At 53.1% G+C, this 21,439-nt stretch carries 18 protein-coding genes and 3 pseudogenes; 16 read left to right on the top strand and 5 right to left on the bottom strand.

The genetic code is table 11. The features are described 5' to 3' along the window. The first annotated feature begins 7 nt into the window (after positions 1-7). Genes pepP through ubiI form a run of 3 tightly spaced genes read left to right on the top strand, consistent with a single transcriptional unit; the run spans position 8 to position 3,733 of the window. Positions 8-1,333: a Xaa-Pro aminopeptidase gene (pepP, locus tag CRI63_RS14145; RefSeq protein WP_135519871.1), complete on the top strand. Its 1,326-nt coding sequence runs from the start codon at positions 8-10 to the stop codon at positions 1,331-1,333. Then, positions 1,330-2,508 (top strand): 2-octaprenyl-6-methoxyphenyl hydroxylase, encoded by a 1,179-nt coding sequence (gene ubiH / locus CRI63_RS14150; RefSeq protein WP_135519873.1) that lies wholly within the window; start codon positions 1,330-1,332, stop codon positions 2,506-2,508. Before pepP ends, ubiH begins: the two co-directional genes overlap by 4 nt. Before the next feature lie 22 nt (positions 2,509-2,530). Further along, the gene (ubiI, locus tag CRI63_RS14155; protein ID WP_135519875.1) at positions 2,531-3,733 is read left to right on the top strand and encodes an FAD-dependent 2-octaprenylphenol hydroxylase; all 1,203 of its coding nucleotides are present in this window, start codon (positions 2,531-2,533) and stop codon (positions 3,731-3,733) included. 72 nt (positions 3,734-3,805) lie between these two features. Here ubiI and CRI63_RS14160 read toward each other — a convergent pair whose 3' ends face one another. After that, complete coding sequence (locus CRI63_RS14160; RefSeq protein WP_123057965.1) at positions 3,806-3,889, bottom strand: hypothetical protein; 84 nt, start codon at positions 3,887-3,889, stop codon at positions 3,806-3,808. Positions 3,890-4,177: 288 nt separating this feature from the next. Between CRI63_RS14160 and gcvT the strand changes: the two genes are divergently transcribed. The 4 genes and pseudogenes from gcvT (at position 4,178) to CRI63_RS14180 (ending at position 9,651) form a co-directional block, all read left to right on the top strand. After that, on the top strand, positions 4,178-5,272 hold the full coding sequence (gene gcvT / locus CRI63_RS14165) for a glycine cleavage system aminomethyltransferase GcvT (protein WP_135519877.1): 1,095 nt from the start codon (positions 4,178-4,180) through the stop codon (positions 5,270-5,272). Positions 5,273-5,294: 22 nt separating this feature from the next. Next, positions 5,295-5,684 (top strand): glycine cleavage system protein GcvH, encoded by a 390-nt coding sequence (gcvH, locus tag CRI63_RS14170; protein ID WP_001307993.1) that lies wholly within the window; start codon positions 5,295-5,297, stop codon positions 5,682-5,684. 118 nt (positions 5,685-5,802) lie between these two features. Then, positions 5,803-8,674 (top strand): annotated as a pseudogene (gene gcvP, locus CRI63_RS14175) (aminomethyl-transferring glycine dehydrogenase). Positions 8,675-8,907: 233 nt separating this feature from the next. Beyond that, positions 8,908-9,651: an SDR family oxidoreductase gene (locus CRI63_RS14180; protein WP_135519879.1), complete on the top strand. Its 744-nt coding sequence runs from the start codon at positions 8,908-8,910 to the stop codon at positions 9,649-9,651. 56 nt (positions 9,652-9,707) lie between these two features. On the opposite strand, the gene bglA is transcribed toward CRI63_RS14180, so the two are convergent. After that, the gene (bglA, locus tag CRI63_RS14185) at positions 9,708-11,141 is read right to left on the bottom strand and encodes a 6-phospho-beta-glucosidase BglA (protein WP_034173731.1); all 1,434 of its coding nucleotides are present in this window, start codon (positions 11,139-11,141) and stop codon (positions 9,708-9,710) included. Positions 11,142-11,185: 44 nt separating this feature from the next. Between bglA and yqfB the strand changes: the two genes are divergently transcribed. Together yqfB and CRI63_RS14195 are read left to right on the top strand one after the other, a co-directional pair. Next, on the top strand, positions 11,186-11,497 hold the full coding sequence (gene yqfB / locus CRI63_RS14190; protein WP_130221460.1) for a N(4)-acetylcytidine aminohydrolase: 312 nt from the start codon (positions 11,186-11,188) through the stop codon (positions 11,495-11,497). A gap of 163 nt (positions 11,498-11,660) precedes the next feature. Further along, on the top strand, positions 11,661-12,320 hold the full coding sequence (locus tag CRI63_RS14195; protein WP_130217956.1) for a hemolysin III family protein: 660 nt from the start codon (positions 11,661-11,663) through the stop codon (positions 12,318-12,320). Positions 12,321-12,515: 195 nt separating this feature from the next. Here the strand turns inward: CRI63_RS14195 and ygfZ are convergent, their stop codons facing one another. Then, positions 12,516-13,496, bottom strand: a complete 981-nt coding sequence (gene ygfZ / locus CRI63_RS14200; RefSeq protein WP_135519881.1) for a tRNA-modifying protein YgfZ — start codon at positions 13,494-13,496, stop codon at positions 12,516-12,518. A 251-nt stretch (positions 13,497-13,747) separates the two neighbouring features. On the opposite strand from ygfZ, the gene sdhE reads away from it, so the two are divergent. Both sdhE and CRI63_RS14210 read left to right on the top strand, forming a co-directional pair. Then, the gene (gene sdhE / locus CRI63_RS14205) at positions 13,748-14,014 is read left to right on the top strand and encodes an FAD assembly factor SdhE (RefSeq protein WP_000354046.1); all 267 of its coding nucleotides are present in this window, start codon (positions 13,748-13,750) and stop codon (positions 14,012-14,014) included. Beyond that, complete coding sequence (locus CRI63_RS14210) at positions 13,995-14,402, top strand: protein YgfX (RefSeq protein WP_130258059.1); 408 nt, start codon at positions 13,995-13,997, stop codon at positions 14,400-14,402. Before sdhE ends, CRI63_RS14210 begins: the two co-directional genes overlap by 20 nt. A 39-nt stretch (positions 14,403-14,441) precedes the next feature. Here the strand turns inward: CRI63_RS14210 and fldB are convergent. Continuing rightward, a pseudogene (gene fldB / locus CRI63_RS14215) lies at positions 14,442-14,964 on the bottom strand (flavodoxin FldB). 111 nt (positions 14,965-15,075) lie between these two features. Here fldB and xerD point away from each other — a divergent pair. The 5 genes from xerD to lysS all read left to right on the top strand — a co-directional run bounded on the left by xerD (position 15,076) and on the right by lysS (position 21,162). Next, positions 15,076-15,972 carry a site-specific tyrosine recombinase XerD gene (gene xerD / locus CRI63_RS14220; protein WP_064529792.1) on the top strand — a complete coding sequence of 299 codons (897 nt, stop codon included), beginning with the start codon at positions 15,076-15,078 and terminating at the stop codon, positions 15,970-15,972. A gap of 24 nt (positions 15,973-15,996) precedes the next feature. Then, entirely contained in the window at positions 15,997-16,707 is a 711-nt protein-coding gene (dsbC, locus tag CRI63_RS14225; RefSeq protein WP_130207826.1) for a bifunctional protein-disulfide isomerase/oxidoreductase DsbC, read from the top strand. 5 nt (positions 16,708-16,712) lie between these two features. Further along, the gene (gene recJ, locus CRI63_RS14230) at positions 16,713-18,446 is read left to right on the top strand and encodes a single-stranded-DNA-specific exonuclease RecJ (RefSeq protein ID WP_135519883.1); all 1,734 of its coding nucleotides are present in this window, start codon (positions 16,713-16,715) and stop codon (positions 18,444-18,446) included. A gap of 90 nt (positions 18,447-18,536) precedes the next feature. Then, positions 18,537-19,635 (top strand): peptide chain release factor 2 gene (prfB, locus tag CRI63_RS14235; protein WP_096179399.1). Its coding sequence is split into 2 segments (ribosomal slippage): positions 18,537-18,611 and positions 18,613-19,635, totalling 1,098 coding nucleotides; the frame shifts between segments, so codons are not numbered across the junction. Positions 19,636-19,644: 9 nt separating this feature from the next. Then, positions 19,645-21,162: a lysine--tRNA ligase gene (gene lysS, locus CRI63_RS14240; protein ID WP_135519884.1), complete on the top strand. Its 1,518-nt coding sequence runs from the start codon at positions 19,645-19,647 to the stop codon at positions 21,160-21,162. Between the two features lie 64 nt (positions 21,163-21,226). Here lysS and CRI63_RS24720 read toward each other — a convergent pair. Beyond that, positions 21,227-21,325, bottom strand: a pseudogene (locus CRI63_RS24720) (hypothetical protein); the annotation flags it as partial. Between the last annotated feature and the right edge of the window lie 114 nt (positions 21,326-21,439).

A 21,439-nucleotide genomic window follows, 5' to 3' on the forward strand; every position in this document is an offset into this window, starting at 1 on the left:
GAGTGTTATGAGTGAGATATCTCAGCAGGAATTTCAGCGCCGCCGTCAGGCCCTGGTGGAGCAAATGCAACCCGGCAGCGCCGCGCTGATTTTTGCGGCACCAGAAGTGACCCGTAGCGCCGACAGCGAATACCCCTATCGTCAGAACAGCGACTTCTGGTACTTCACCGGCTTTAATGAACCGGAAGCGGTGCTGGTGCTGATTAAAAGCGATGACACTCATAACCACAGCGTTTTGTTTAACCGCGTGCGCGACCTGACGGCGGAGATCTGGTTTGGCCGTCGTTTAGGTCAGGATGCCGCGCCAGAGAAACTGGGCGTTGATCGCGCTCTGGCGTTCAGCGAAATCAATCAGCAACTTTATCAACTACTTAATGGTCTGGATGTGGTTTACCACGCCCAGGGCGAATATGCATATGCTGATGAAATCGTGAATAGTGCGCTGGAAAAACTGCGTAAAGGCTCGCGGCAAAATCTCACCGCGCCAGCAACGATGATCGACTGGCGTCCCATTGTTCATGAAATGCGCCTGTTCAAATCGCCGGAAGAGATTGCCGTACTTCGCCGCGCGGGTGAAATCACCGCACTGGCGCATACCCGGGCGATGGAAAAATGCCGTCCGGGGATGTTCGAGTACCATCTGGAAGGCGAAATTCACCACGAATTCAACCGCCACGGTGCGCGCTATCCTTCCTATAACACCATTGTCGGCAGTGGTGAAAACGGCTGCATTCTGCATTACACCGAAAACGAGTGTGAACTGCGCGACGGCGACCTGGTGTTGATTGATGCTGGTTGTGAATATAAAGGTTACGCGGGCGATATCACCCGTACCTTCCCGGTCAACGGCAAATTCACCCAGGCCCAGCGCGAAATCTACGACATTGTGCTGGAATCTCTCGAAACCAGCTTGCGTCTGTATCGTCCGGGAACCTCCATTCTGGAAGTCACCAGTGAAGTAGTGCGCATCATGGTTAGCGGCCTGGTAAAACTCGGCATCCTGAAAGGTGATGTTGATGAACTGATCGCTCAGAACGCCCATCGTCCTTTCTTTATGCATGGCCTTAGCCACTGGTTAGGACTGGATGTCCATGATGTGGGCGTTTATGGCCAGGAGCGCTCGCGCATTCTTGAACCGGGTATGGTGCTGACCGTAGAGCCTGGTCTGTATATTGCGCCGGATGCGGATGTACCAGAACAATATCGTGGGATCGGCATTCGTATTGAAGACGACATTGTGATTACCGAAAACGGCAACGAAAACCTCACCGCCAGCGTGGTGAAAAAGCCGGAAGAAATTGAAGCGTTGATGGCAGCTGCGAGAAAGCAATGAGCGTAATCATCGTCGGTGGCGGCATGGCGGGCGCGACGCTGGCGCTGGCTATTTCCCGGTTAAGTCACGGGACGCTGCCGGTACATTTGATTGAAGCGACCGCGCCAGAGTCACATGCTCATCCGGGCTTTGATGGACGGGCTATTGCGCTGGCGGCGGGTACCTGCCAGCAACTGGCGCGCATTGGCGTCTGGCAATCTCTGGCTGATTGCGCAACCGCCATCACCACCGTGCATGTCAGTGATCGCGGTCATGCCGGATTCGTCACCCTCGCCGCAGAAGATTACCAACTGGCGGCGCTGGGGCAGGTTGTCGAATTGCATAATGTCGGGCAGCGGCTGTTTTCGCTGTTGCGCAAAGCGCCTGGCGTAACGGTGCATTGCCCGGATCGCATTGCTAATGTTGTTCGTACCCCAGCTAACGTTGAAGTGACGCTGGAGAGTGGCGAGATGCTGACGGGCCGCGTGCTGATAGCCGCTGATGGCACTCATTCAGCGTTAGCCTCTGTGTGCGGCGTTGACTGGCAGCAGGAGCCCTACGAACAACTGGCTGTGATTGCGAACGTTGCGACTTCCGTTGCGCACGAAGGCCGCGCTTTTGAACGCTTTACGCAACATGGCCCGCTGGCGATGTTGCCGATGTCTGAAGGACGCTGTTCGCTGGTCTGGTGTCATCCACTGGAACGGCGCGAAGATGTGTTGGCGTGGAGCGACGAGAAGTTTTGCCATGAACTCCAGTCTGCCTTTGGCTGGCGACTGGGGCAAATTACCCACGCCGGTAAACGCAGTGCTTATCCGCTGGCGTTAACCCGCGCCGCCAGACCGATTACCCATCGCACTGTGCTGGTGGGCAATGCGGCGCAAACCCTGCACCCGATTGCCGGGCAAGGATTTAATCTCGGTATGCGTGATGTGATGAGCCTTGCGGAAACCCTGACTCAGGCGCAGGAGCGCGCAGAAGACATTGGTGATTACGGCGTATTATGCCGTTATCAGCAGCGTCGGCAGAGCGATCGCGAAGCAACCATCGGCGTCACGGACAGTCTGGTACATCTTTTTGCCAACCGTTGGGCGCCGTTGGTTGTCGGACGCAACATCGGGCTGATGACGATGGAATTATTCACCCCGGCACGCGATGTGCTGGCGCAACGCACCCTCGGTTGGGTGGCGCGTTGAAGGCGGTTTTAAGGAATAAACAATGCAAAGTGTTGATGTAGCCATTGTTGGCGGCGGCATGGTGGGGCTGGCGGTTGCCTGCGGCTTACAGGGGAGCGGCTTACGCGTTGCCGTACTGGAGCAGCGCGTACCGGAACCTCTGGCGGCGGATGCACCACCACAACTGCGCGTTTCGGCTATCAATGCCGCCAGCGAAAAATTACTCACCCGTCTTGGCGTCTGGCAGGACATTCTCTCTCATAGGGCCAGTTGCTATCACGGCATGGAAGTGTGGGATAAAGACAGTTTTGGTCACATTTCGTTTGACGATCAAAGCATGGGCTATAGCCATCTTGGGCATATCGTTGAAAACTCAGTGATTCATTACGCGCTGTGGAACAAAGCGCAGCAGTCGTCAGATATCACTCTGTTGGCCCCCGCAGAATTACAGCAGGTCGCCTGGGGAGAAAACGAAACCTTCCTGACGCTGAAAGATGGCAGCATGTTAACGGCGCGTCTGGTAATTGGTGCGGACGGCGCTAATTCCTGGTTGCGCAACAAGGCCGATATTCCGCTGACTTTCTGGGATTATCAGCATCACGCGCTGGTGGCGACCATTCGCACGGAAGAACCGCATGATGCGGTGGCGCGGCAGGTTTTCCATGGCGAAGGCATTCTGGCCTTTTTACCGCTTAGCGATCCGCATCTTTGCTCGATTGTCTGGTCACTGTCGCCAGAGGAAGCGCAGCGGATGCAGCAGGCAGGGGAAGATGAATTTAATCGCGCGTTAAATATCGCTTTTGATAATCGCCTGGGCTTATGCAAGGTTGAGAGCGAGCGTCAGGTGTTCCCGCTGACGGGGCGTTATGCGCGCCAGTTTGCCGCGCACCGTCTGGCGCTGGTGGGCGACGCCGCGCATACCATCCACCCGCTGGCGGGGCAGGGGGTAAATCTCGGCTTTATGGATGCCGCAGAGCTGATTGCTGAACTGAAACGACTGCATCGTCAGGGTAAAGACATCGGGCAGTACATTTACCTGCGTCGCTATGAACGTAGCCGCAAGCACAGCGCGGCGCTGATGCTGGCAGGTATGCAGGGATTCCGCGATCTGTTTTCTGGAGCTAATCCAGCGAAAAAACTGCTGCGCGATATTGGTCTGAAACTGGCCGACACGCTTCCTGGCGTTAAACCGCAACTTATTCGTCAGGCAATGGGATTAAACGATTTGCCTGAATGGCTGCGTTAAAAATTTCTCATCTTTTGTTTATTTGATACCCATCACACTTTCATCTCCCGGTTTTTCGCCGGGAGATTTTCCTCATTTGAAATAAACTAATTTCACCCGCAATTTCGCATTATATTTTCTAATGTCGTTAATTTTTGATTTAGTGATTTTTGACAATTTTTTAGTTCTTAATATCGCTTTATTCAAAACTGTTTTATTAATTCGTTATGTTTGTTTGCTGGTGTCGTGTTATTTGGTTTTTTGTCCTGTTGTCATTTTTGCGGTTTTTAACCATAAGCTAATGTGATGATCAATTTTTCCTTATGGTTAACCGTCTGTTTCGGTGGTAAGTTCAGGGAAAAGAGAACGATTGCGTTGGGGACCGGGAGTGGCTCCAGTGCTGGGTTTCGTGGTGACAATTTCGCCATGAAAAGTTGTCAGCCCCGCTTATTCAATGAGGACAAGATGGCACAACAGACTCCTTTGTACGAACAACACACGCTTTGCGGCGCTCGCATGGTGGATTTCCACGGCTGGATGATGCCGCTGCATTACGGTTCGCAAATCGACGAACATCATGCGGTACGTACCGATGCCGGAATGTTTGATGTGTCGCATATGACCATCGTCGATCTCCGCGGCAGCCGCACCCGGGAGTTTCTGCGTTATCTGCTGGCGAACGATGTGGCGAAGCTCACCAAAAGCGGCAAAGCCCTTTACTCGGGGATGTTGAATGCCTCTGGCGGTGTGATAGATGACCTCATCGTCTACTACTTCACTGAAGATTTCTTCCGCCTCGTTGTTAACTCCGCCACTCGCGAAAAAGACCTCTCCTGGATTATCCAACACGCTGAACCTTTCGGCATCGAAATTACCGTTCGTGATGACCTTTCCATGATTGCCGTACAAGGGCCGAATGCGCAGGCAAAAGCTGCCACACTGTTTAATGACGCCCAGCGTCAGGCGGTGGAAGGGATGAAACCGTTCTTTGGCGTGCAGGCGGGCGATCTGTTTATTGCCACCACTGGTTATACCGGTGAAGCGGGCTACGAAATTGCGCTGCCCAATGAAAAAGCGGCGGATTTCTGGCGCGCGCTGGTGGAAGCGGGCGTTAAGCCATGCGGCCTGGGCGCGCGTGACACGCTGCGTCTGGAAGCGGGCATGAATCTTTATGGTCAGGAGATGGACGAAACCATTTCTCCTTTAGCCGCCAACATGGGCTGGACTATCGCCTGGGAACCGGCAGATCGTGACTTTATCGGCCGTGAAGCTCTGGAAGTGCAGCGTGAGCATGGCACAGAAAAATTAGTTGGTCTGGTGATGACCGAAAAAGGCGTGCTGCGTAATGAACTGCCGGTACGTTTTACCGACGCGCAGGGCAACCAGCATGAAGGCATTATCACCAGCGGTACTTTCTCACCGACGCTGGGTTACAGCATTGCGCTGGCGCGCGTGCCGGAAGGTATTGGTGAAACAGCGATTGTGCAAATTCGCAACCGTGAAATGCCGGTTAAAGTGACGAAACCTGTTTTTGTGCGTAACGGCAAAGCCGTCGCGTGATTACTTTTTTGGAGATTGATTGATGAGCAACGTACCAGCAGAACTGAAATACAGCAAAGAACACGAATGGCTGCGTAAAGAAGCCGACGGCACTTACACCGTTGGCATCACCGAACACGCTCAGGAGCTGTTAGGCGATATGGTGTTTGTTGACCTGCCGGAAGTGGGCGCGACGGTTAGCGCGGGCGATGACTGCGCGGTTGCCGAATCGGTAAAAGCGGCGTCAGACATTTATGCGCCAGTAAGCGGTGAAATCGTGGCGGTAAACGACGTACTGAGCGATTCCCCGGAACTGGTGAACAGCGAACCGTATGCAGGCGGCTGGATCTTTAAAATCAAAGCCAGCGATGAAAGCGAACTGGAATCACTGCTGGATGCGACCGCATACGAAGCATTGTTAGAAGACGAGTAACGGCTTTAATCCTCTTCTGCGGGAGAGGATCAGGGTGAGGGAAATTTACGCCTCACCCTCACTCTCTTCGCAAGGAGAGAGGTTCACAATTCACTGCACGTTTCAGGAACCATCGCTCATGACACAGACGTTAAGCCAGCTTGAAAACAGCGGCGCTTTTATTGAACGCCATATCGGACCGGACGCCGCGCAACAGCAAGAAATGCTGAATGCCGTTGGCGCACAATCGTTAAACGCGCTGACCGGCCAGATTGTGCCGAAAGATATTCAGCTTGCGACTCCGCCGCAGGTTGGCGCACCGGCGACCGAATACGCCGCGCTGGCGGAACTCAAGGCTATTGCCAGTCGCAATAAACGCTTCACGTCTTACATTGGCATGGGTTACACCGCCGTGCAGTTGCCGCCGGTTATTCTGCGTAACATGCTGGAAAATCCGGGCTGGTATACCGCGTATACTCCGTATCAACCTGAAGTCTCCCAGGGCCGCCTCGAAGCACTGCTCAACTTCCAGCAGGTAACGCTGGATTTAACCGGGCTGGATATGGCTTCGGCTTCTCTTCTTGACGAAGCCACTGCTGCCGCCGAAGCAATGGCGATGGCGAAACGCGTCAGCAAACTGAAAAATGCCAACCGCTTCTTCGTTGCTTCTGACGTTCATCCGCAAACGCTGGATGTGGTTCGCACCCGTGCCGAAACCTTTGGTTTTGAAGTGATTGTCGATGACGCGCAAAAGTGCTCGATCACCAGGAGGTGTTCGGCGTGCTGTTACAGCAGGTCGGTACGACGGGCGAAATCCATGACTACACTGCGCTTATCAGCGAACTGAAATCACGCAAAATTGTGGTCAGCGTCGCCGCCGATATTATGGCGCTGGTGCTGTTAACCGCGCCGGGTAAACAGGGCGCGGATATTGTTTTGGTTCGGCGCAACGTTTCGGCGTGCCGATGGGCTACGGTGGCCCGCACGCGGCATTCTTTGCGGCGAAAGATGAATACAAACGCTCAATGCCGGGCCGTATTATCGGTGTATCGAAAGATGCAGCTGGCAATACCGCGCTGCGCATGGCGATGCAGACTCGCGAGCAACATATTCGCCGTGAGAAAGCGAACTCCAACATTTGTACTTCCCAGGTACTTCTGGCAAACATCGCCAGCCTGTATGCCGTTTATCACGGTCCGGTTGGCCTGAAACGTATCGCTAACCGTATTCATCGTCTGACCGATATCCTGGCGGCGGGCCTGCAACAAAAAGGTCTGAAGCTGCGCCATGCGCACTATTTCGATACTTTGTGTGTGGAAGTGACCGACAAAGCGGGCGTACTGGCGCGTGCCGAAGCGGCTGAAATCAACCTGCGTAGCGATATTCTGAACGCGGTTGGGATCACCCTTGATGAAACAACCACGCGCGAAAACGTGATGCAGCTTTTCAGCGTGCTGTTGGGCGATAACCACGGGCTGGAGATCGACACGCTGGATAAAGACGTGGCTCACGACAGTCGCTCTATTCAACCTGCGATGCTGCGTGATGACGAAATCCTCACCCATCCGGTGTTTAATCGCTACCACAGCGAAACCGAAATGATGCGCTATATGCACTCGCTGGAGCGTAAAGATCTGGCGCTGAATCAGGCGATGATTCCGCTGGGTTCCTGTACCATGAAACTGAACGCCGCCGCCGAGATGATCCCGATCACCTGGCCGGAATTTGCCGAACTGCACCCGTTCTGCCCGCCGGAACAGGCCGAAGGTTATCAGCAGATGATCGCGCAGCTGGCTGACTGGCTGGTGAAACTGACCGGTTACGACGCCGTTTGTATGCAGCCGAACTCTGGCGCACAGGGCGAATACGCGGGCCTGCTGGCGATTCGTCATTATCATGAAAGCCGCAACGAAGGGCATCGCGATATCTGCCTGATCCCGGCTTCTGCGCACGGAACTAACCCCGCTTCTGCACATATGGCAGGAATGCAGGTGGTAGTTGTGGCGTGTGATAAAAACGGCAACATTGATCTGACTGACCTGCGCGCGAAAGCGGAACAGGCGGGCGACAATCTTTCCTGCATCATGGTGACCTATCCTTCCACCCATGGCGTGTATGAAGAAACGATCCGTGAAGTGTGTGAAGTCGTGCATCAGTTCGGCGGTCAGGTTTACCTTGATGGCGCGAACATGAACGCCCAGGTTGGCATCACCTCGCCGGGCTTTATTGGCGCGGACGTTTCGCACCTTAACCTACATAAAACTTTCTGCATTCCGCACGGCGGTGGCGGCCCAGGTATGGGACCGATCGGCGTGAAAGCGCATCTGGCGCCGTTTGTGCCGGGCCATAGCGTGGTGCAAATCGAAGGCATGTTAACCCGTCAGGGCGCGGTTTCTGCGGCACCGTTCGGTAGCGCATCCATTCTGCCAATCAGCTGGATGTACATCCGCATGATGGGCGCAGAAGGGCTGAAAAAAGCAAGCCAGGTGGCAATTCTTAACGCCAACTATATTGCCAGCCGCCTGCAGGATGCCTTCCCGGTGCTGTATACCGGTCGCGACGGTCGCGTGGCGCACGAATGTATTCTCGATATTCGCCCGCTGAAAGAAGAAACCGGCATCAGCGAGCTGGATATTGCCAAGCGCCTGATCGACTACGGTTTCCACGCGCCGACGATGTCGTTCCCGGTGGCGGGTACGCTGATGGTTGAACCGACTGAATCTGAAAGCAAAGTGGAACTGGATCGCTTTATCGACGCGATGCTGGCTATCCGCGCAGAAATTGACCAGGTGAAAGCAGATGTCTGGTCGCTGGAAGATAACCCGCTGGTGAACGCGCCGCACATTCAGAGCGAACTGGTCGCCGAGTGGGCGCATCCGTACAGCCGTGAAGTTGCAGTATTCCCGGCAGGCGTGGCAGACAAATACTGGCCGACGGTGAAACGTCTGGATGATGTTTACGGCGACCGTCACCTGTTCTGCTCCTGCGTACCGATTAGCGAATACCAGTAATTCACTGATTCGACTATCTTCTAAAGGCGCTTCGGCGCCTTTGACACTGATGTCAAACTCAACATTGCCTGATGCACTTCGTTTATCAGGCCTACATAGTCTGTGCAATGTATTGAATTTGCACGATCTTGTAGGCAGGATAAGGCGTTCACGCCGCATCCGGCATAATAAAAGTACTTTGTCATCAATAATTTGAAAGGCGCTTTGGCGCCTTTATTTTTTGGGAAAAACAAATGGCTACAGCACTTGTGACCGGTGGCAGTCGCGGCATCGGGCGGGCAACTGCATTACTGTTGGCGCAAGAAGGGTATACGGTGGCGGTTAATTATCAACAAAACCTCCACGCGGCGCAGGAAGTGGTGAACTTAATAACGCAAGCCGGTGGCAAGGCATTTGCACTCCAGGCGGATATCAGCGACGAAAACCAGGTCGTCGCGATGTTTGCAGCAATCGATCAGCACGATGAACCGCTAGCCGCGCTGGTCAATAACGCCGGGATCTTGTTTACCCAGTGCACCGTAGAAAACCTTACCGCAGAGCGAATCAACCGGGTACTTTCCACCAACGTGACGGGTTTTTTTCTCTGCTGCCGCGAAGCAGTAAAGCGTATGGCGCTAAAAAACGGCGGTAATGGCGGTGCTATCGTCAATGTCTCTTCAGTGGCCTCACTGCTGGGATCGCCGGGAGAATACGTTGATTATGCGGCATCGAAAGGGGCGATTGATACGTTAACCACCGGACTGTCTCTGGAAGTCGCTGCGCAAGGAATTCGCGTTAACGGCGTGCGGCCAGGGTTTATTTATACCGAAATGCACGCCAGCGGCGGTGAACCCGGACGCGTAGATCGCGTCAAGTCGAACATCCCCATGCAGCGCGGCGGACAGGCGGAAGAGGTCGCGCAGGCCATCGTCTGGCTGTTAAGTGATAAAGCCTCTTATGTCACGGGAAGTTTTATCGATTTGGCGGGTGGAAAATAAAACAGGAAAGTTATCTGACCGGATGCAACGAGTATTGCATCCGGTATTTCATCGACTTAAAGCTTCTCGCCGTTGCTGGCAATTACCTCTTTGTACCAGTCAAAGCTCTTCTTACGTGAACGCGACATATCGCCAGTACCGTCGTCATGTTTATTCACATAGATAAAGCCGTAGCGTTTGCTGTACTGTCCGGTGGTGAACGACACACAGTCGATGCAGCCCCACGGCGTGTAGCCCATCAGATCTACGCCATCGTAAGTCACCGCTTTTTTCATCTCTTCGATATGGGCGCGCAGGTAATCAATGCGGTAGTCGTCGTTGATGCTGCCGTCTTCTTCCACTTTGTCGTAAGCGCCAAAACCGTTTTCGACAATAAACAGCGGCTTCTGGTAACGCTCATACAATTCGCATAGCGCGTAACGCAGACCCACAGGATCAATCTGCCAGCCCCAGTCAGATGCTTTCACATACGGGTTTGGTACGCTGCCTTCAAAACCAGAGATGGCATCGCCGGTGCCGCCTTCGGCCTTCACTGCGTTGGTCATGTAATAGCTGAAACCAAGATAATCGCAGGTGCCTTCGCGCAGCACATCCAGATCGCCGTCTTCCATTTTGATGTTAAATCCGCGACGCTCCCACTCGTTCAACACATAGGACGGGTAATAGCCACGCAACTGCACATCGGTAAAGACGTAGCGTTCGCGCATCGACTCCTGGGCAAACATCACATCGTCCGGGTTACAGGAGTAAGGATAGAGCGGCACCATCGCCAGCATACAGCCGACTTTCATCTCCGGGTTAATGCGACGCGCGGCTTTCACCGCCAGAGCGCTGGCGACAAACTGGTGATGCAGCACCTGATACATCGTCTCTTCCGGGTTTTCATGCTCGGTATAAACCACGCCGGAGCAGCAGTAACCGAACAGCGGCGCACGCCAGTTACGCTGGTTGTTAATTTCGTTGAAGGTCATCCAGTATTTGACTTTATGCTTATAGCGTTCAAATACCACTTCCGCGAAACGGACAAAGAAATCAACCACTTTACGGTTGGTCCAGCTACCGTATTGCTGCACCAGATGCAGCGGCATTTCAAAGTGGGAGAGGGTGATCACCGGTTCGATGTTGTATTTCAGCAGTTCATCGAACATATCATCGTAGAACTTCAGCCCTTCTTCGTTTGGCTGAGCTTCATCGCCTTTTGGAAAAATGCGTGTCCAGGCGATGGAAGTCCGAAAACATTTGAAGCCCATTTCGGCAAATAGCTTGATGTCTTCCTTGTAGTGACCATAAAAATCAACGGCTTCATGGTTCGGATAGTATTTGCCCGGCAAGACTTCTTTGGTGATTTCGCGCGGCACGCCGTGTGCGCCACCAGTCAGTACGTCACAAATACTCGGCCCTTTGCCGCCTTTGTTCCAGCCGCCTTCGACCTGATGAGCGGCTACTGCGCCGCCCCATAAGAAATCTTTCGGTAAGGTGAGTTTTTTCACTATCATAGGCTCCAAATGAGTCAATTCTTACAGGAAATAGTACCATGCAGCCAAACGACATCACTTTTTTTCAACGTTTCCAGGATGACATTCTGGCTGGGCGTAAAACCATCACCATCCGCGACGAGTCTGAATCGCACTTTAAAACGGGCGATGTGCTTCGCGTCGGGCGCTTTGAAGATAACGGCTATTTTTGCACCATTGAAGTTACCGCAACTTCAACCGTAACGCTGGATACTCTCACAGAAAAACATGCACAACAGGAAAATATGACCCTGCCTGAACTGAAAAAAGTCATTGCCGACATCTATCCTGGTCAGACACGGTTTTATGTAATTGAATTTAAATGCCTTTAAGTTGAACTCACGCCTGTTAGTTGAAATTTAACATTTAATTTCATGATTTTTCGGAGATTACTCTCAAATCAGAATTTATTTTAGCTAACAGGTGTTCACTGGAACTATTCTCAGTTACGCTGGAGAAGTGTTCACGTGCGTGTACGTTTCTCCGGAGTAAGTTATGGTTCAGAAGCCTCTCATTAAGCAGGGATATTCGCTGGCAGAGGAAATTGCCAACAGCATCAGTCACGGCATTGGGTTGGTGTTTGGTATCGTTGGGCTGGTGTTGCTACTGGTTCAGGCGGTGGATCTTAATGCCAGCGCCACGGCGATAACCAGTTACAGCCTTTATGGCGGCAGTATGATCCTGCTGTTCCTCGCTTCGACGCTCTATCACGCGATTCCCCATCAACGGGCAAAAATGTGGCTGAAGAAATTTGACCATTGCGCCATTTACTTGTTGATTGCCGGAACCTACACGCCGTTTTTGCTGGTGGGGCTGGATTCTCCGTTAGCGCGCGGGTTGATGATTGTTATCTGGAGCCTGGCTCTGCTGGGGATTCTGTTCAAACTGACCATCGCGCACCGATTCAAAATTTTATCTCTGGTGACTTATCTGGCGATGGGCTGGCTGTCGCTGGTGGTAATTTATGAAATGGCAGTTAAGCTCGCGGCGGGCAGCGTTACCTTACTGGCGGTAGGCGGAGTGGTTTACTCGCTTGGGGTGATTTTCTACGTCTGCAAACGCATCCCCTACAACCACGCCATCTGGCACGGCTTTGTGCTCGGCGGCAGTGTGTGCCATTTCCTGGCGATCTATTTGTATATTGGACAGCCGTAATGGCTGTGCCTTTGTCGGCCTGAAAAGACACGTCAGCGTCGCATCAGGCATCGGAGCGCAACTGCCGGATGCGGCGTGAACGCCTTATCCGGCCTACGGGCCGCTTCCCATTTGTGATAAAGACATCAAATCTTAGGCCTGATAAGACACGCCAGCGTCGCATCAGGCAATAGATGCCCGAAGCGATACAGCGATTTACTCTTCCAGCGAATACGGCAGCGGCTCGATACGCAATGTATTCGCATCGTCGCGCACGCGGAAGATGCTGTCCGGTTCCATATCGTTATTCATGACGACCTGTACCACGACCTGACCATCTTCCAGTTTTACCGCAGCCAGCACCGTACCGGTACGACGCCAGTTTTCGCCCATTTTCAGCTCTAAGTCTTCACCAGCTACCGGCAAACGGCTGGCACTACCTGTCAGCAACCAGAGCGCGCGTTTGTTGGCTCCGCGGAATTTTGCTCGCGCCACCATCTCTTGTCCGGTATAGCAGCCTTTCTTAAAGCTGATACCGCCCAGCGCCTGAAGGTTAGTTGCCTGCGGGATAAACTGCCCGCTGTTAGCAGCGTCAATAACCGGGAAACCCGCTTCAATGTTTAATGCCAGCCACTGTTGGCTATTGTTCAGTTCCGCTTCACCGCGCAGTTTATCGGTCAAAGTATTAGCGGTAGCTTCATCGGTTACGATCAGAAAACGTTCTGCCGGATGTTCAAACCATAGCAGTGTGGTCGCACCTTCTCTGACTACCTGTTTTTCCTTCGAAGGCATTTCGCTGAAGAGGTTTTCCAGCGCGGCGCGTGCCTGAAAACCGGCAACACCGAGCAGCACACGTTCATCGTCCGGCACGATGGTCACTTTAGAAAACACCGCATATTTTTTCAGTTCAGTCAGCTGCGAATCACGCACGCTGCGGCGTTCAATCCATGCAAAGCCGTCGCCATCGCGGAACAGACGCAAATTGCTCCACATTTTACCTTTGGCGTCGCAATGCGCGGCGAGCAAATGCTGGTCTTCTGACATCTGGCTGACGTCTGCTGTCACCTGACCCTGCATATATTTTTCGCTGTCCGCGCCAGTAATAGTGGCAAGCGCCCAGTCATCAAGCGTCATCAGCGTCAGTGGTAAACGGGCAGAAGCCGTAGGCTGACGGGGAGGAAAAGGTGTAAAAGCCATAATGGAGTCCTGTGTAACAAACGGCGTATTAATGACTAATGGTAAAAGAGCTATGAGGCAATGCAAGTGCTTTCACTACGCGATCTGTGCCTTCTGATATGCTTTGCGAGGCGACATCCAAAAAAATGAAGCTATTGAATTGTTGCGGATTAATTTCGCGATCGCGATTGTGTTTACCGATATTCCCGCAAAAGAAGTCGAAAAACACGTTACAATAGCCAGGTACTGGATTTTCGTGAGACAGGAAGAAGATGGACATTAACAACAAAGCCCGCATTCATTGGGCATGCCGCCGTGGTATGCGCGAACTCGATATTTCAATCATGCCGTTTTTCGAACATGAGTACGACAGCTTAAGTGATGACGAAAAACGCATCTTTATTCGTCTGCTGGAATGCGACGACCCGGACCTGTTCAACTGGCTGATGAATCACGGTAAACCGGCCGATGCAGAACTGGAAATGATGGTCCGACTCATCCAGACACGGAACCGGGAACGTGGTCCTGTGGCAATCTGATCTGCGCGTCTCCTGGCGCGCACAGTGGCTTTCCTTGCTGATTCATGGGCTGGTTGCCGCTGTTATTTTACTCATGCCCTGGCCGCTCAGTTACACCCCGTTATGGATGGTGTTGCTTTCGCTGGTGGTGTTTGATTGCGTTCGCAGCCAGCGGCGTATTAATGCTCGCCAGGGGGAGATTCGCCTGTTGATGGACGGGCGTTTGCGTTGGCAAGGGCAGGAGTGGAGCATCGTCAAAGCGCCGTGGATGGTTAAAAGCGGCATGATGCTGCGTTTACGTTCTGACAGCGGTAAACGGCAGCATTTATGGCTGGCAGCCGACAGCATGGACGAAGCCGAATGGCGGGATTTACGGCGAATTTTGTTGCAACAAGAGACGCAAAGGTAAACATGACGGCAACGCTAATGCGCAAAGCCGTCAGTCACATCAGGCGTAATACTCTGCCATTTCGTTAAGGATTTGCTCACACCAGCTCTGAATACGCTCGTCGCTAAGGTCATACTGGTTAGTTTCATCCAGCGCCAGACCCACGAACAGCTGTCCGTCAGCAATCACCGGTTTCGGGCTGGTAAACTCATATCCTTCCGTTGGCCAGTAGCCGACGAACTTCACGCCTTTGGTCGAGAGTTTGTCATGCAGCATGCCGAGCGCATCAAGGAACCACTCGCCGTATCCCAGCTGATCGCCAAGCCCATATAACGCAACAATTTTACCTTCGAGGTTCAGGTCGTCGAGCTGATCCCAGACGGCTTCCCAGTCTTCCTGGATTTCGCCAAAATCCCAGGTCGGGATACCCAGAATGAGCACATCGTACTGCTCCATTAATTTCGGGGAGTCGTCCTTGAGGTTATGTAAGGTCACCAGTTCTGGGCCGATAATATCGCGGATTTTTTCCGCCGCCATTTCGGTGTAACAGGTGCTGGAACCGTAAAAAAAGACCCATATTCATAACGTAAGCTTCTCGATTCTGCTGTGGCTTTTGCGGCTAGTGTATCAGAATCGCTTTAGTCACGGCACAATAAGGCATAATGGATCAAACGAGTAACGATAAGGGGCGCAAGTGAAACAAGATCTGGCACGCATCGAGCAGTTTCTGGATGCCCTGTGGCTGGAAAAAAATCTCGCCGAAAATACGTTGAACGCATACCGTCGCGATCTGTCAATGATGGTGGAGTGGTTGCATCATCGTGGGCTGACGCTGGCAACGGCACAAAGTGACGATTTGCAGGCATTACTGGCAGAACGGCTGGAGGGCGGGTATAAAGCCACCAGTTCAGCACGTTTGCTGAGTGCGGTGCGCCGATTGTTCCAGTATCTTTATCGCGAAAAGTTTCGTGAAGACGATCCCAGTGCGCATCTGGCTTCGCCGAAATTGCCCCAGCGTTTGCCGAAAGATTTAAGCGAAGCGCAGGTTGAAAGATTATTACAGGCACCTTTAGTCGATCAGCCTCTGGAGCTTCGCGATAAAGCGATGCTCGAAGTGCTGTATGCTACCGGGCTGCGTGTCTCGGAACTGGTTGGGCTGACAATGAGCGACATTAGTCTGCGCCAGGGCGTGGTACGGGTCATTGGTAAAGGCAACAAAGAGCGTCTTGTGCCGTTAGGTGAAGAGGCAGTCTACTGGCTGGAAAACTATCTGGAACATGGGCGTCCGTGGCTATTGAACGGTGTGTCGATTGACGTGCTGTTTCCCAGCCAGCGCGCTCAGCAGATGACGCGCCAGACCTTTTGGCACCGCATTAAACATTATGCCGTGCTGGCGGGTATCGATAGCGAAAAGCTGTCACCGCATGTGTTGCGTCATGCCTTTGCCACTCATTTGTTAAATCATGGTGCGGACTTACGCGTGGTGCAGATGTTGTTGGGCCATAGCGATCTCTCCACCACGCAAATTTATACGCATGTCGCTACCGAGCGTCTGCGGCAACTTCATCAACAGCATCACCCACGGGCGTGATGTCTGAAAAGAACGGGAAGATTTATGAAGAAAGGTTTTATGTTGTTTACTTTGTTGGCGGCGTTTTCAGGCTTTGTTCAGGCGGATGACGCGGCAATTCAACAAACGTTAGCCAAAATGGGCATCAAAAGCAGCGATATTCAGCCCGCACCCGTGGCTGGCATGAAGACAGTTCTGACTAACAGCGGTGTGTTGTACATCACCGATGATGGTAAACATATCATTCAGGGGCCAATGTATGACGTTAGCGGCACAGCTCCGGTCAATGTCACCAATAAGATGCTGTTAAAGCAACTGAACGCGCTTGAAAAAGATATGATTGTTTATAAAGCGCCGCAGGAAAAACACGTCATCACCGTGTTCACCGATATTACTTGTGGCTACTGCCACAAGCTGCATGAGCAGATGGCAGACTACAACGCGCTGGGGATCACCGTGCGTTATCTCGCTTTCCCGCGCCAGGGGTTGGAGAGCCAGGCTGAGCAACAAATGAAAGCCATCTGGTGTGCGAAAGATAAAAACAAAGCGTTTGATGATGTGATGGCGGGTAAAAGCGTCGCGCCAGCCAGTTGCGACGTGGATATTGCCAACCATTACGCGCTTGGCGTCCAGCTTGGCGTCAGTGGTACTCCGGCAATTGTGCTGAGCAACGGTACTCTGGTGCCGGGCTACCAGCCGCCGAAAGACATGAAAGAATTCCTCGACGAACACCAAAAAATGACCAGCGGTAAATAATTCGCGTGAAACAACAGATAAAACTTCGTCGCCGTGAAATCGATGAAACGGCAGACCTGCCTGCTGATCTGCCGCCCTTGCTGCGTCGTTTATACGCCAGCCGGGGCGTGCGTAGCGCGCAGGAACTGGAACGCGGTGTTAAAGGCATGCTGCCCTGGCAGCAACTGAGCGGCGTCGAAAAGGCCGTTGAGATCCTTTACAACGCTTTTCGCGAAGGAACGCGGATAATTGTGGTCGGAGATTTCGACGCCGACGGCGCCACTAGTACCGCCCTTAGCGTGCTGGCGATGCGTTCGCTTGGCTGCGCCAACATCGACTTCCTGGTGCCGAACCGTTTTGAAGACGGTTATGGCTTAAGTCCGGAAGTGGTTGAGCAAGCGCATGCCCGTGGCGCGCAGTTGATTGTGACGGTGGATAACGGCATTTCCTCTCACGCGGGCGTTGAACATGCTCGCACGCTGGGCATTCCGGTTATTGTTACCGATCACCATTTGCCGGGCGATACGTTACCCGCGGCGGAAGCCATTATTAACCCTAACTTGCGTGACTGCGACTTTCCATCGAAGTCACTGGCAGGCGTAGGCGTCGCATTTTATCTGATGCTGGCGCTGCGCACCTTTTTGCGCGATCAGGGCTGGTTTGATGACCGTGGCATTGCAATCCCTAATCTGGCGGAATTGCTGGATCTGGTGGCGCTCGGGACGGTGGCGGACGTGGTGCCGCTGGATGCGAATAACCGTATCCTGACCTGGCAGGGGATGAGCCGAATCCGCGCCGGGAAGTGCCGCCCAGGGATTAAAGCTCTGCTGGAAGTGGCAAACCGCGATCCGCAAAAACTCGCCGCCAGCGATTTAGGTTTTGCGCTGGGGCCACGTCTCAATGCTGCCGGGCGACTGGATGATATGTCCGTCGGAGTAGCGCTGTTGCTGTGCGACAACATCGGCGAAGCGCGTGTGCTGGCAAATGAACTCGATGCGCTAAACCAGACGCGCAAAGAGATTGAACAGGGAATGCAGGTTGAGGCGCTGACTCTGTGCGAGAAACTGGAGCGAAGTCGCGACACGCTACCCGGCGGGCTGGCAATGTATCACCCTGAATGGCATCAGGGCGTTGTCGGTATTCTGGCTTCGCGCATCAAAGAGCGTTTTCACCGTCCGGTTATTGCGTTTGCGCCAGCGGGAGACGGTACGTTAAAAGGTTCTGGACGCTCCATTCAGGGGCTGCATATGCGCGATGCGCTGGAGCGCTTAGACACGCTCTATCCGGGCATGATGCTCAAGTTTGGCGGCCATGCGATGGCGGCAGGCCTGTCGCTGGAAGAGGATAAATTCGAACTTTTTCAGCAACGCTTTGGCGAACTGGTTACCGAGTGGCTGGACCCCGCATTATTACAGGGTGAAGTCGTCTCCGACGGCCCGTTAAGCGCTGAAGAGATGACCATGGAAGTGGCGCAGCTGCTGCGTGATGCTGGCCCGTGGGGGCAGATGTTCCCGGAACCACTGTTTGATGGTCATTTCCGCCTGCTGCAACAGCGGTTGGTAGGCGAGCGTCATTTGAAGGTGATGGTCGAACCGGTCGGCGGCGGTCCACTGCTGGATGGTATTGCTTTTAATGTCGATACCGCCCTCTGGCCGGATAACGGCGTGCGCGAAGTGCAACTTGCGTACAAGCTCGATATCAACGAGTTTCGTGGCAACCGCAGCCTGCAAATTATCATCGACAATATCTGGCCAATTTAGCGTCATCTTCTCTATAAAAAAGAGCGTGGATTCGGTACAATCCCGCTCTTATCACCGCATTTTGACTAGCTCAATAAAAGAAATCAGACCATGTTTGAAATTAATCCGGTAAATAATCGCATTCAGGACCTCACGGAACGCTCCGACGTTCTTAGGGGGTATCTTTGACTACGACGCCAAGAAAGAGCGTCTGGAAGAAGTAAACGCCGAGCTGGAACAGCCGGATGTCTGGAACGAACCCGAACGCGCACAGGCGCTGGGTAAAGAGCGTTCCTCCCTCGAAGCCGTTGTCGACACCCTCGACCAAATGAAACAGGGGCTGGAAGATGTTTCTGGTCTGCTGGAACTGGCTGTAGAAGCTGACGACGAAGAAACCTTTAACGAAGCCGTTGCTGAACTCGACGCCCTGGAAGAAAAACTGGCGCAGCTTGAGTTCCGCCGTATGTTCTCTGGCGAATATGACAGCGCCGACTGCTACCTCGATATTCAGGCGGGGTCTGGCGGTACGGAAGCGCAAGACTGGGCGAGCATGCTTGAGCGTATGTATCTGCGCTGGGCGGAATCGCGCGGTTTCAAAACTGAAATCATCGAAGAGTCGGAAGGTGAAGTGGCGGGTATTAAATCCGTGACTATCAAAATTTCCGGCGATTACGCTTACGGCTGGCTGCGTACAGAAACCGGCGTTCACCGCCTGGTGCGTAAGAGCCCGTTTGACTCCGGCGGTCGTCGCCACACGTCATTCAGCTCCGCGTTTGTTTACCCGGAAGTTGATGATGATATTGATATCGAAATCAACCCGGCTGATCTGCGCATCGACGTCTATCGTGCATCCGGCGCGGGCGGTCAGCACGTTAACCGTACCGAATCTGCGGTGCGTATTACTCACATCCCGACCGGGATCGTGACCCAGTGCCAGAACGACCGTTCCCAGCACAAGAACAAAGACCAGGCCATGAAGCAGATGAAAGCGAAGCTTTATGAACTGGAGATGCAGAAGAAGAATGCCGAGAAACAGGCGATGGAAGACACCAAGTCCGACATCGGCTGGGGCAGCCAGATTCGTTCTTATGTCCTTGATGACTCCCGCATTAAAGATCTGCGCACCGGGGTAGAAACCCGCAACACGCAGGCCGTGCTGGACGGCAGCCTGGATCAATTTATCGAAGCAAGTTTGAAAGCAGGGTTATGAGGAACCAACATGTCTGAACAAAACGCACAGGGCGCTGACGCGGTAGTCGATCTTAACAATGAACTGAAAACGCGTCGTGAGAAGCTGGCGAACCTGCGCGAGCAGGGGATTGCCTTCCCGAACGATTTCCGTCGCGATCATACCTCTGACCAATTGCACGCAGAATTCGACGGTAAAGAGAACGAAGAACTGGAAGCGCTGAACATCGAAGTTGCCGTTGCTGGCCGCATGATGACCCGCCGTATTATGGGTAAAGCGTCTTTCGTTACCCTGCAGGACGTTGGCGGTCGCATTCAGCTGTACGTTGCCCGTGACGATCTGCCGGAAGGCGTTTACAACGAGCAGTTCAAAAAATGGGACCTCGGCGACATCCTCGGCGCGAAAGGTAAGCTGTTCAAAACCAAAACCGGCGAACTGTCTATCCACTGTACCGAGCTGCGTCTGCTGACCAAAGCACTGCGTCCGCTGCCGGATAAATTCCACGGCTTGCAGGATCAGGAAGCGCGCTATCGTCAGCGTTATCTGGATCTCATCTCTAACGATGAATCCCGTAACACCTTTAAAGTGCGCTCACAGATCCTCTCTGGTATTCGCCAGTTCATGGTGAACCGCGGCTTTATGGAAGTTGAAACGCCGATGATGCAGGTGATCCCTGGCGGTGCCGCTGCACGTCCGTTTATCACCCATCACAACGCGCTGGATCTCGATATGTACCTGCGTATCGCGCCGGAACTGTACCTCAAGCGTCTGGTGGTCGGTGGCTTCGAGCGTGTATTCGAAATCAACCGTAACTTCCGTAACGAAGGTATTTCCGTACGTCATAACCCAGAGTTCACCATGATGGAACTCTATATGGCTTACGCGGATTACAAAGATCTGATCGAGCTGACCGAATCGCTGTTCCGTACTCTGGCACAGGATATTCTCGGTAAGACGGAAGTGACCTACGGCGACGTGAAGCTGGACTTCGGTAAACCGTTCGAAAAACTGACCATGCGTGAAGCGATCAAGAAATATCGCCCGGAAACCGACATGGCGGATCTGGACAACTTCGACTCTGCGAAAGCGATTGCTGAATCTATCGGCATCCACGTAGAGAAGAGCTGGGGTCTGGGCCGTATCGTTACCGAGATCTTCGAAGAAGTGGCAGAAGCACATCTGATTCAGCCGACCTTCATTACTGAATATCCGGCAGAAGTTTCTCCGCTGGCGCGTCGTAACGACGTTAACCCGGAAATCACTGACCGCTTTGAGTTCTTCATTGGCGGTCGTGAAATCGGTAACGGCTTTAGCGAGCTGAACGATGCCGAAGATCAGGCGCAGCGCTTCCTGGATCAGGTTGCAGCGAAAGATGCAGGCGACGACGAAGCAATGTTCTACGACGAAGATTACGTCACCGCACTGGAACATGGTTTGCCGCCGACAGCTGGTCTGGGAATTGGTATCGACCGTATGGTAATGCTGTTCACCAACAGCCATACCATCCGCGACGTTATTCTGTTCCCGGCAATGCGTCCGGTAAAATAAGCGTTACGCGTATTCACATAACCCCGGCATTTGTCGGGGTTATGACTGTTGGCAAATGCAAAATTGCCTGATGCGCTACGCTTATCAGGCCTACATCGCCTCTGCAATATATTGCATTTTCACGATTTTGTAGGCCGGATAAGGCGTTCACGCCGCATCCGGCATAAAACAGCGAGCACATTGTCAGCAATTTGTTACCTCGCAACCGTCGGAGTTTTTTTATTTAATCTGGGTAAATGCAGATAATCGTTTTCTGGCTTCGTGATTTGCCGCCTGC

It is taken from the genome of Escherichia sp. E2661 (assembly GCF_004745185.1).
Classification (GTDB): Bacteria; Pseudomonadota; Gammaproteobacteria; order Enterobacterales; family Enterobacteriaceae; genus Escherichia.

Bases quoted from the DNA above. Each gene is read 5' to 3' on its own strand.
- pepP (WP_135519871.1), top strand. From the start codon at position 8: ATGAGTGAGATATCTCAGCAGGAATTTCAGCGCCGCCGTCAGGCCCTG.
- ubiH (WP_135519873.1), top strand. From the start codon at position 1,330: ATGAGCGTAATCATCGTCGGTGGCGGCATGGCGGGCGCGACGCTGGCG.
- ubiI (WP_135519875.1), top strand. From the start codon at position 2,531: ATGCAAAGTGTTGATGTAGCCATTGTTGGCGGCGGCATGGTGGGGCTG.
- gcvT (WP_135519877.1), top strand. From the start codon at position 4,178: ATGGCACAACAGACTCCTTTGTACGAACAACACACGCTTTGCGGCGCT.
- gcvH (WP_001307993.1), top strand. From the start codon at position 5,295: ATGAGCAACGTACCAGCAGAACTGAAATACAGCAAAGAACACGAATGG.
- CRI63_RS14180 (WP_135519879.1), top strand. From the start codon at position 8,908: ATGGCTACAGCACTTGTGACCGGTGGCAGTCGCGGCATCGGGCGGGCA.
- yqfB (WP_130221460.1), top strand. From the start codon at position 11,186: ATGCAGCCAAACGACATCACTTTTTTTCAACGTTTCCAGGATGACATT.
- CRI63_RS14195 (WP_130217956.1), top strand. From the start codon at position 11,661: ATGGTTCAGAAGCCTCTCATTAAGCAGGGATATTCGCTGGCAGAGGAA.
- ygfZ (WP_135519881.1), bottom strand. From the start codon at position 13,496: ATGGCTTTTACACCTTTTCCTCCCCGTCAGCCTACGGCTTCTGCCCGT.
- sdhE (WP_000354046.1), top strand. From the start codon at position 13,748: ATGGACATTAACAACAAAGCCCGCATTCATTGGGCATGCCGCCGTGGT.
- dsbC (WP_130207826.1), top strand. From the start codon at position 15,997: ATGAAGAAAGGTTTTATGTTGTTTACTTTGTTGGCGGCGTTTTCAGGC.
- lysS (WP_135519884.1), top strand. From the start codon at position 19,645: ATGTCTGAACAAAACGCACAGGGCGCTGACGCGGTAGTCGATCTTAAC.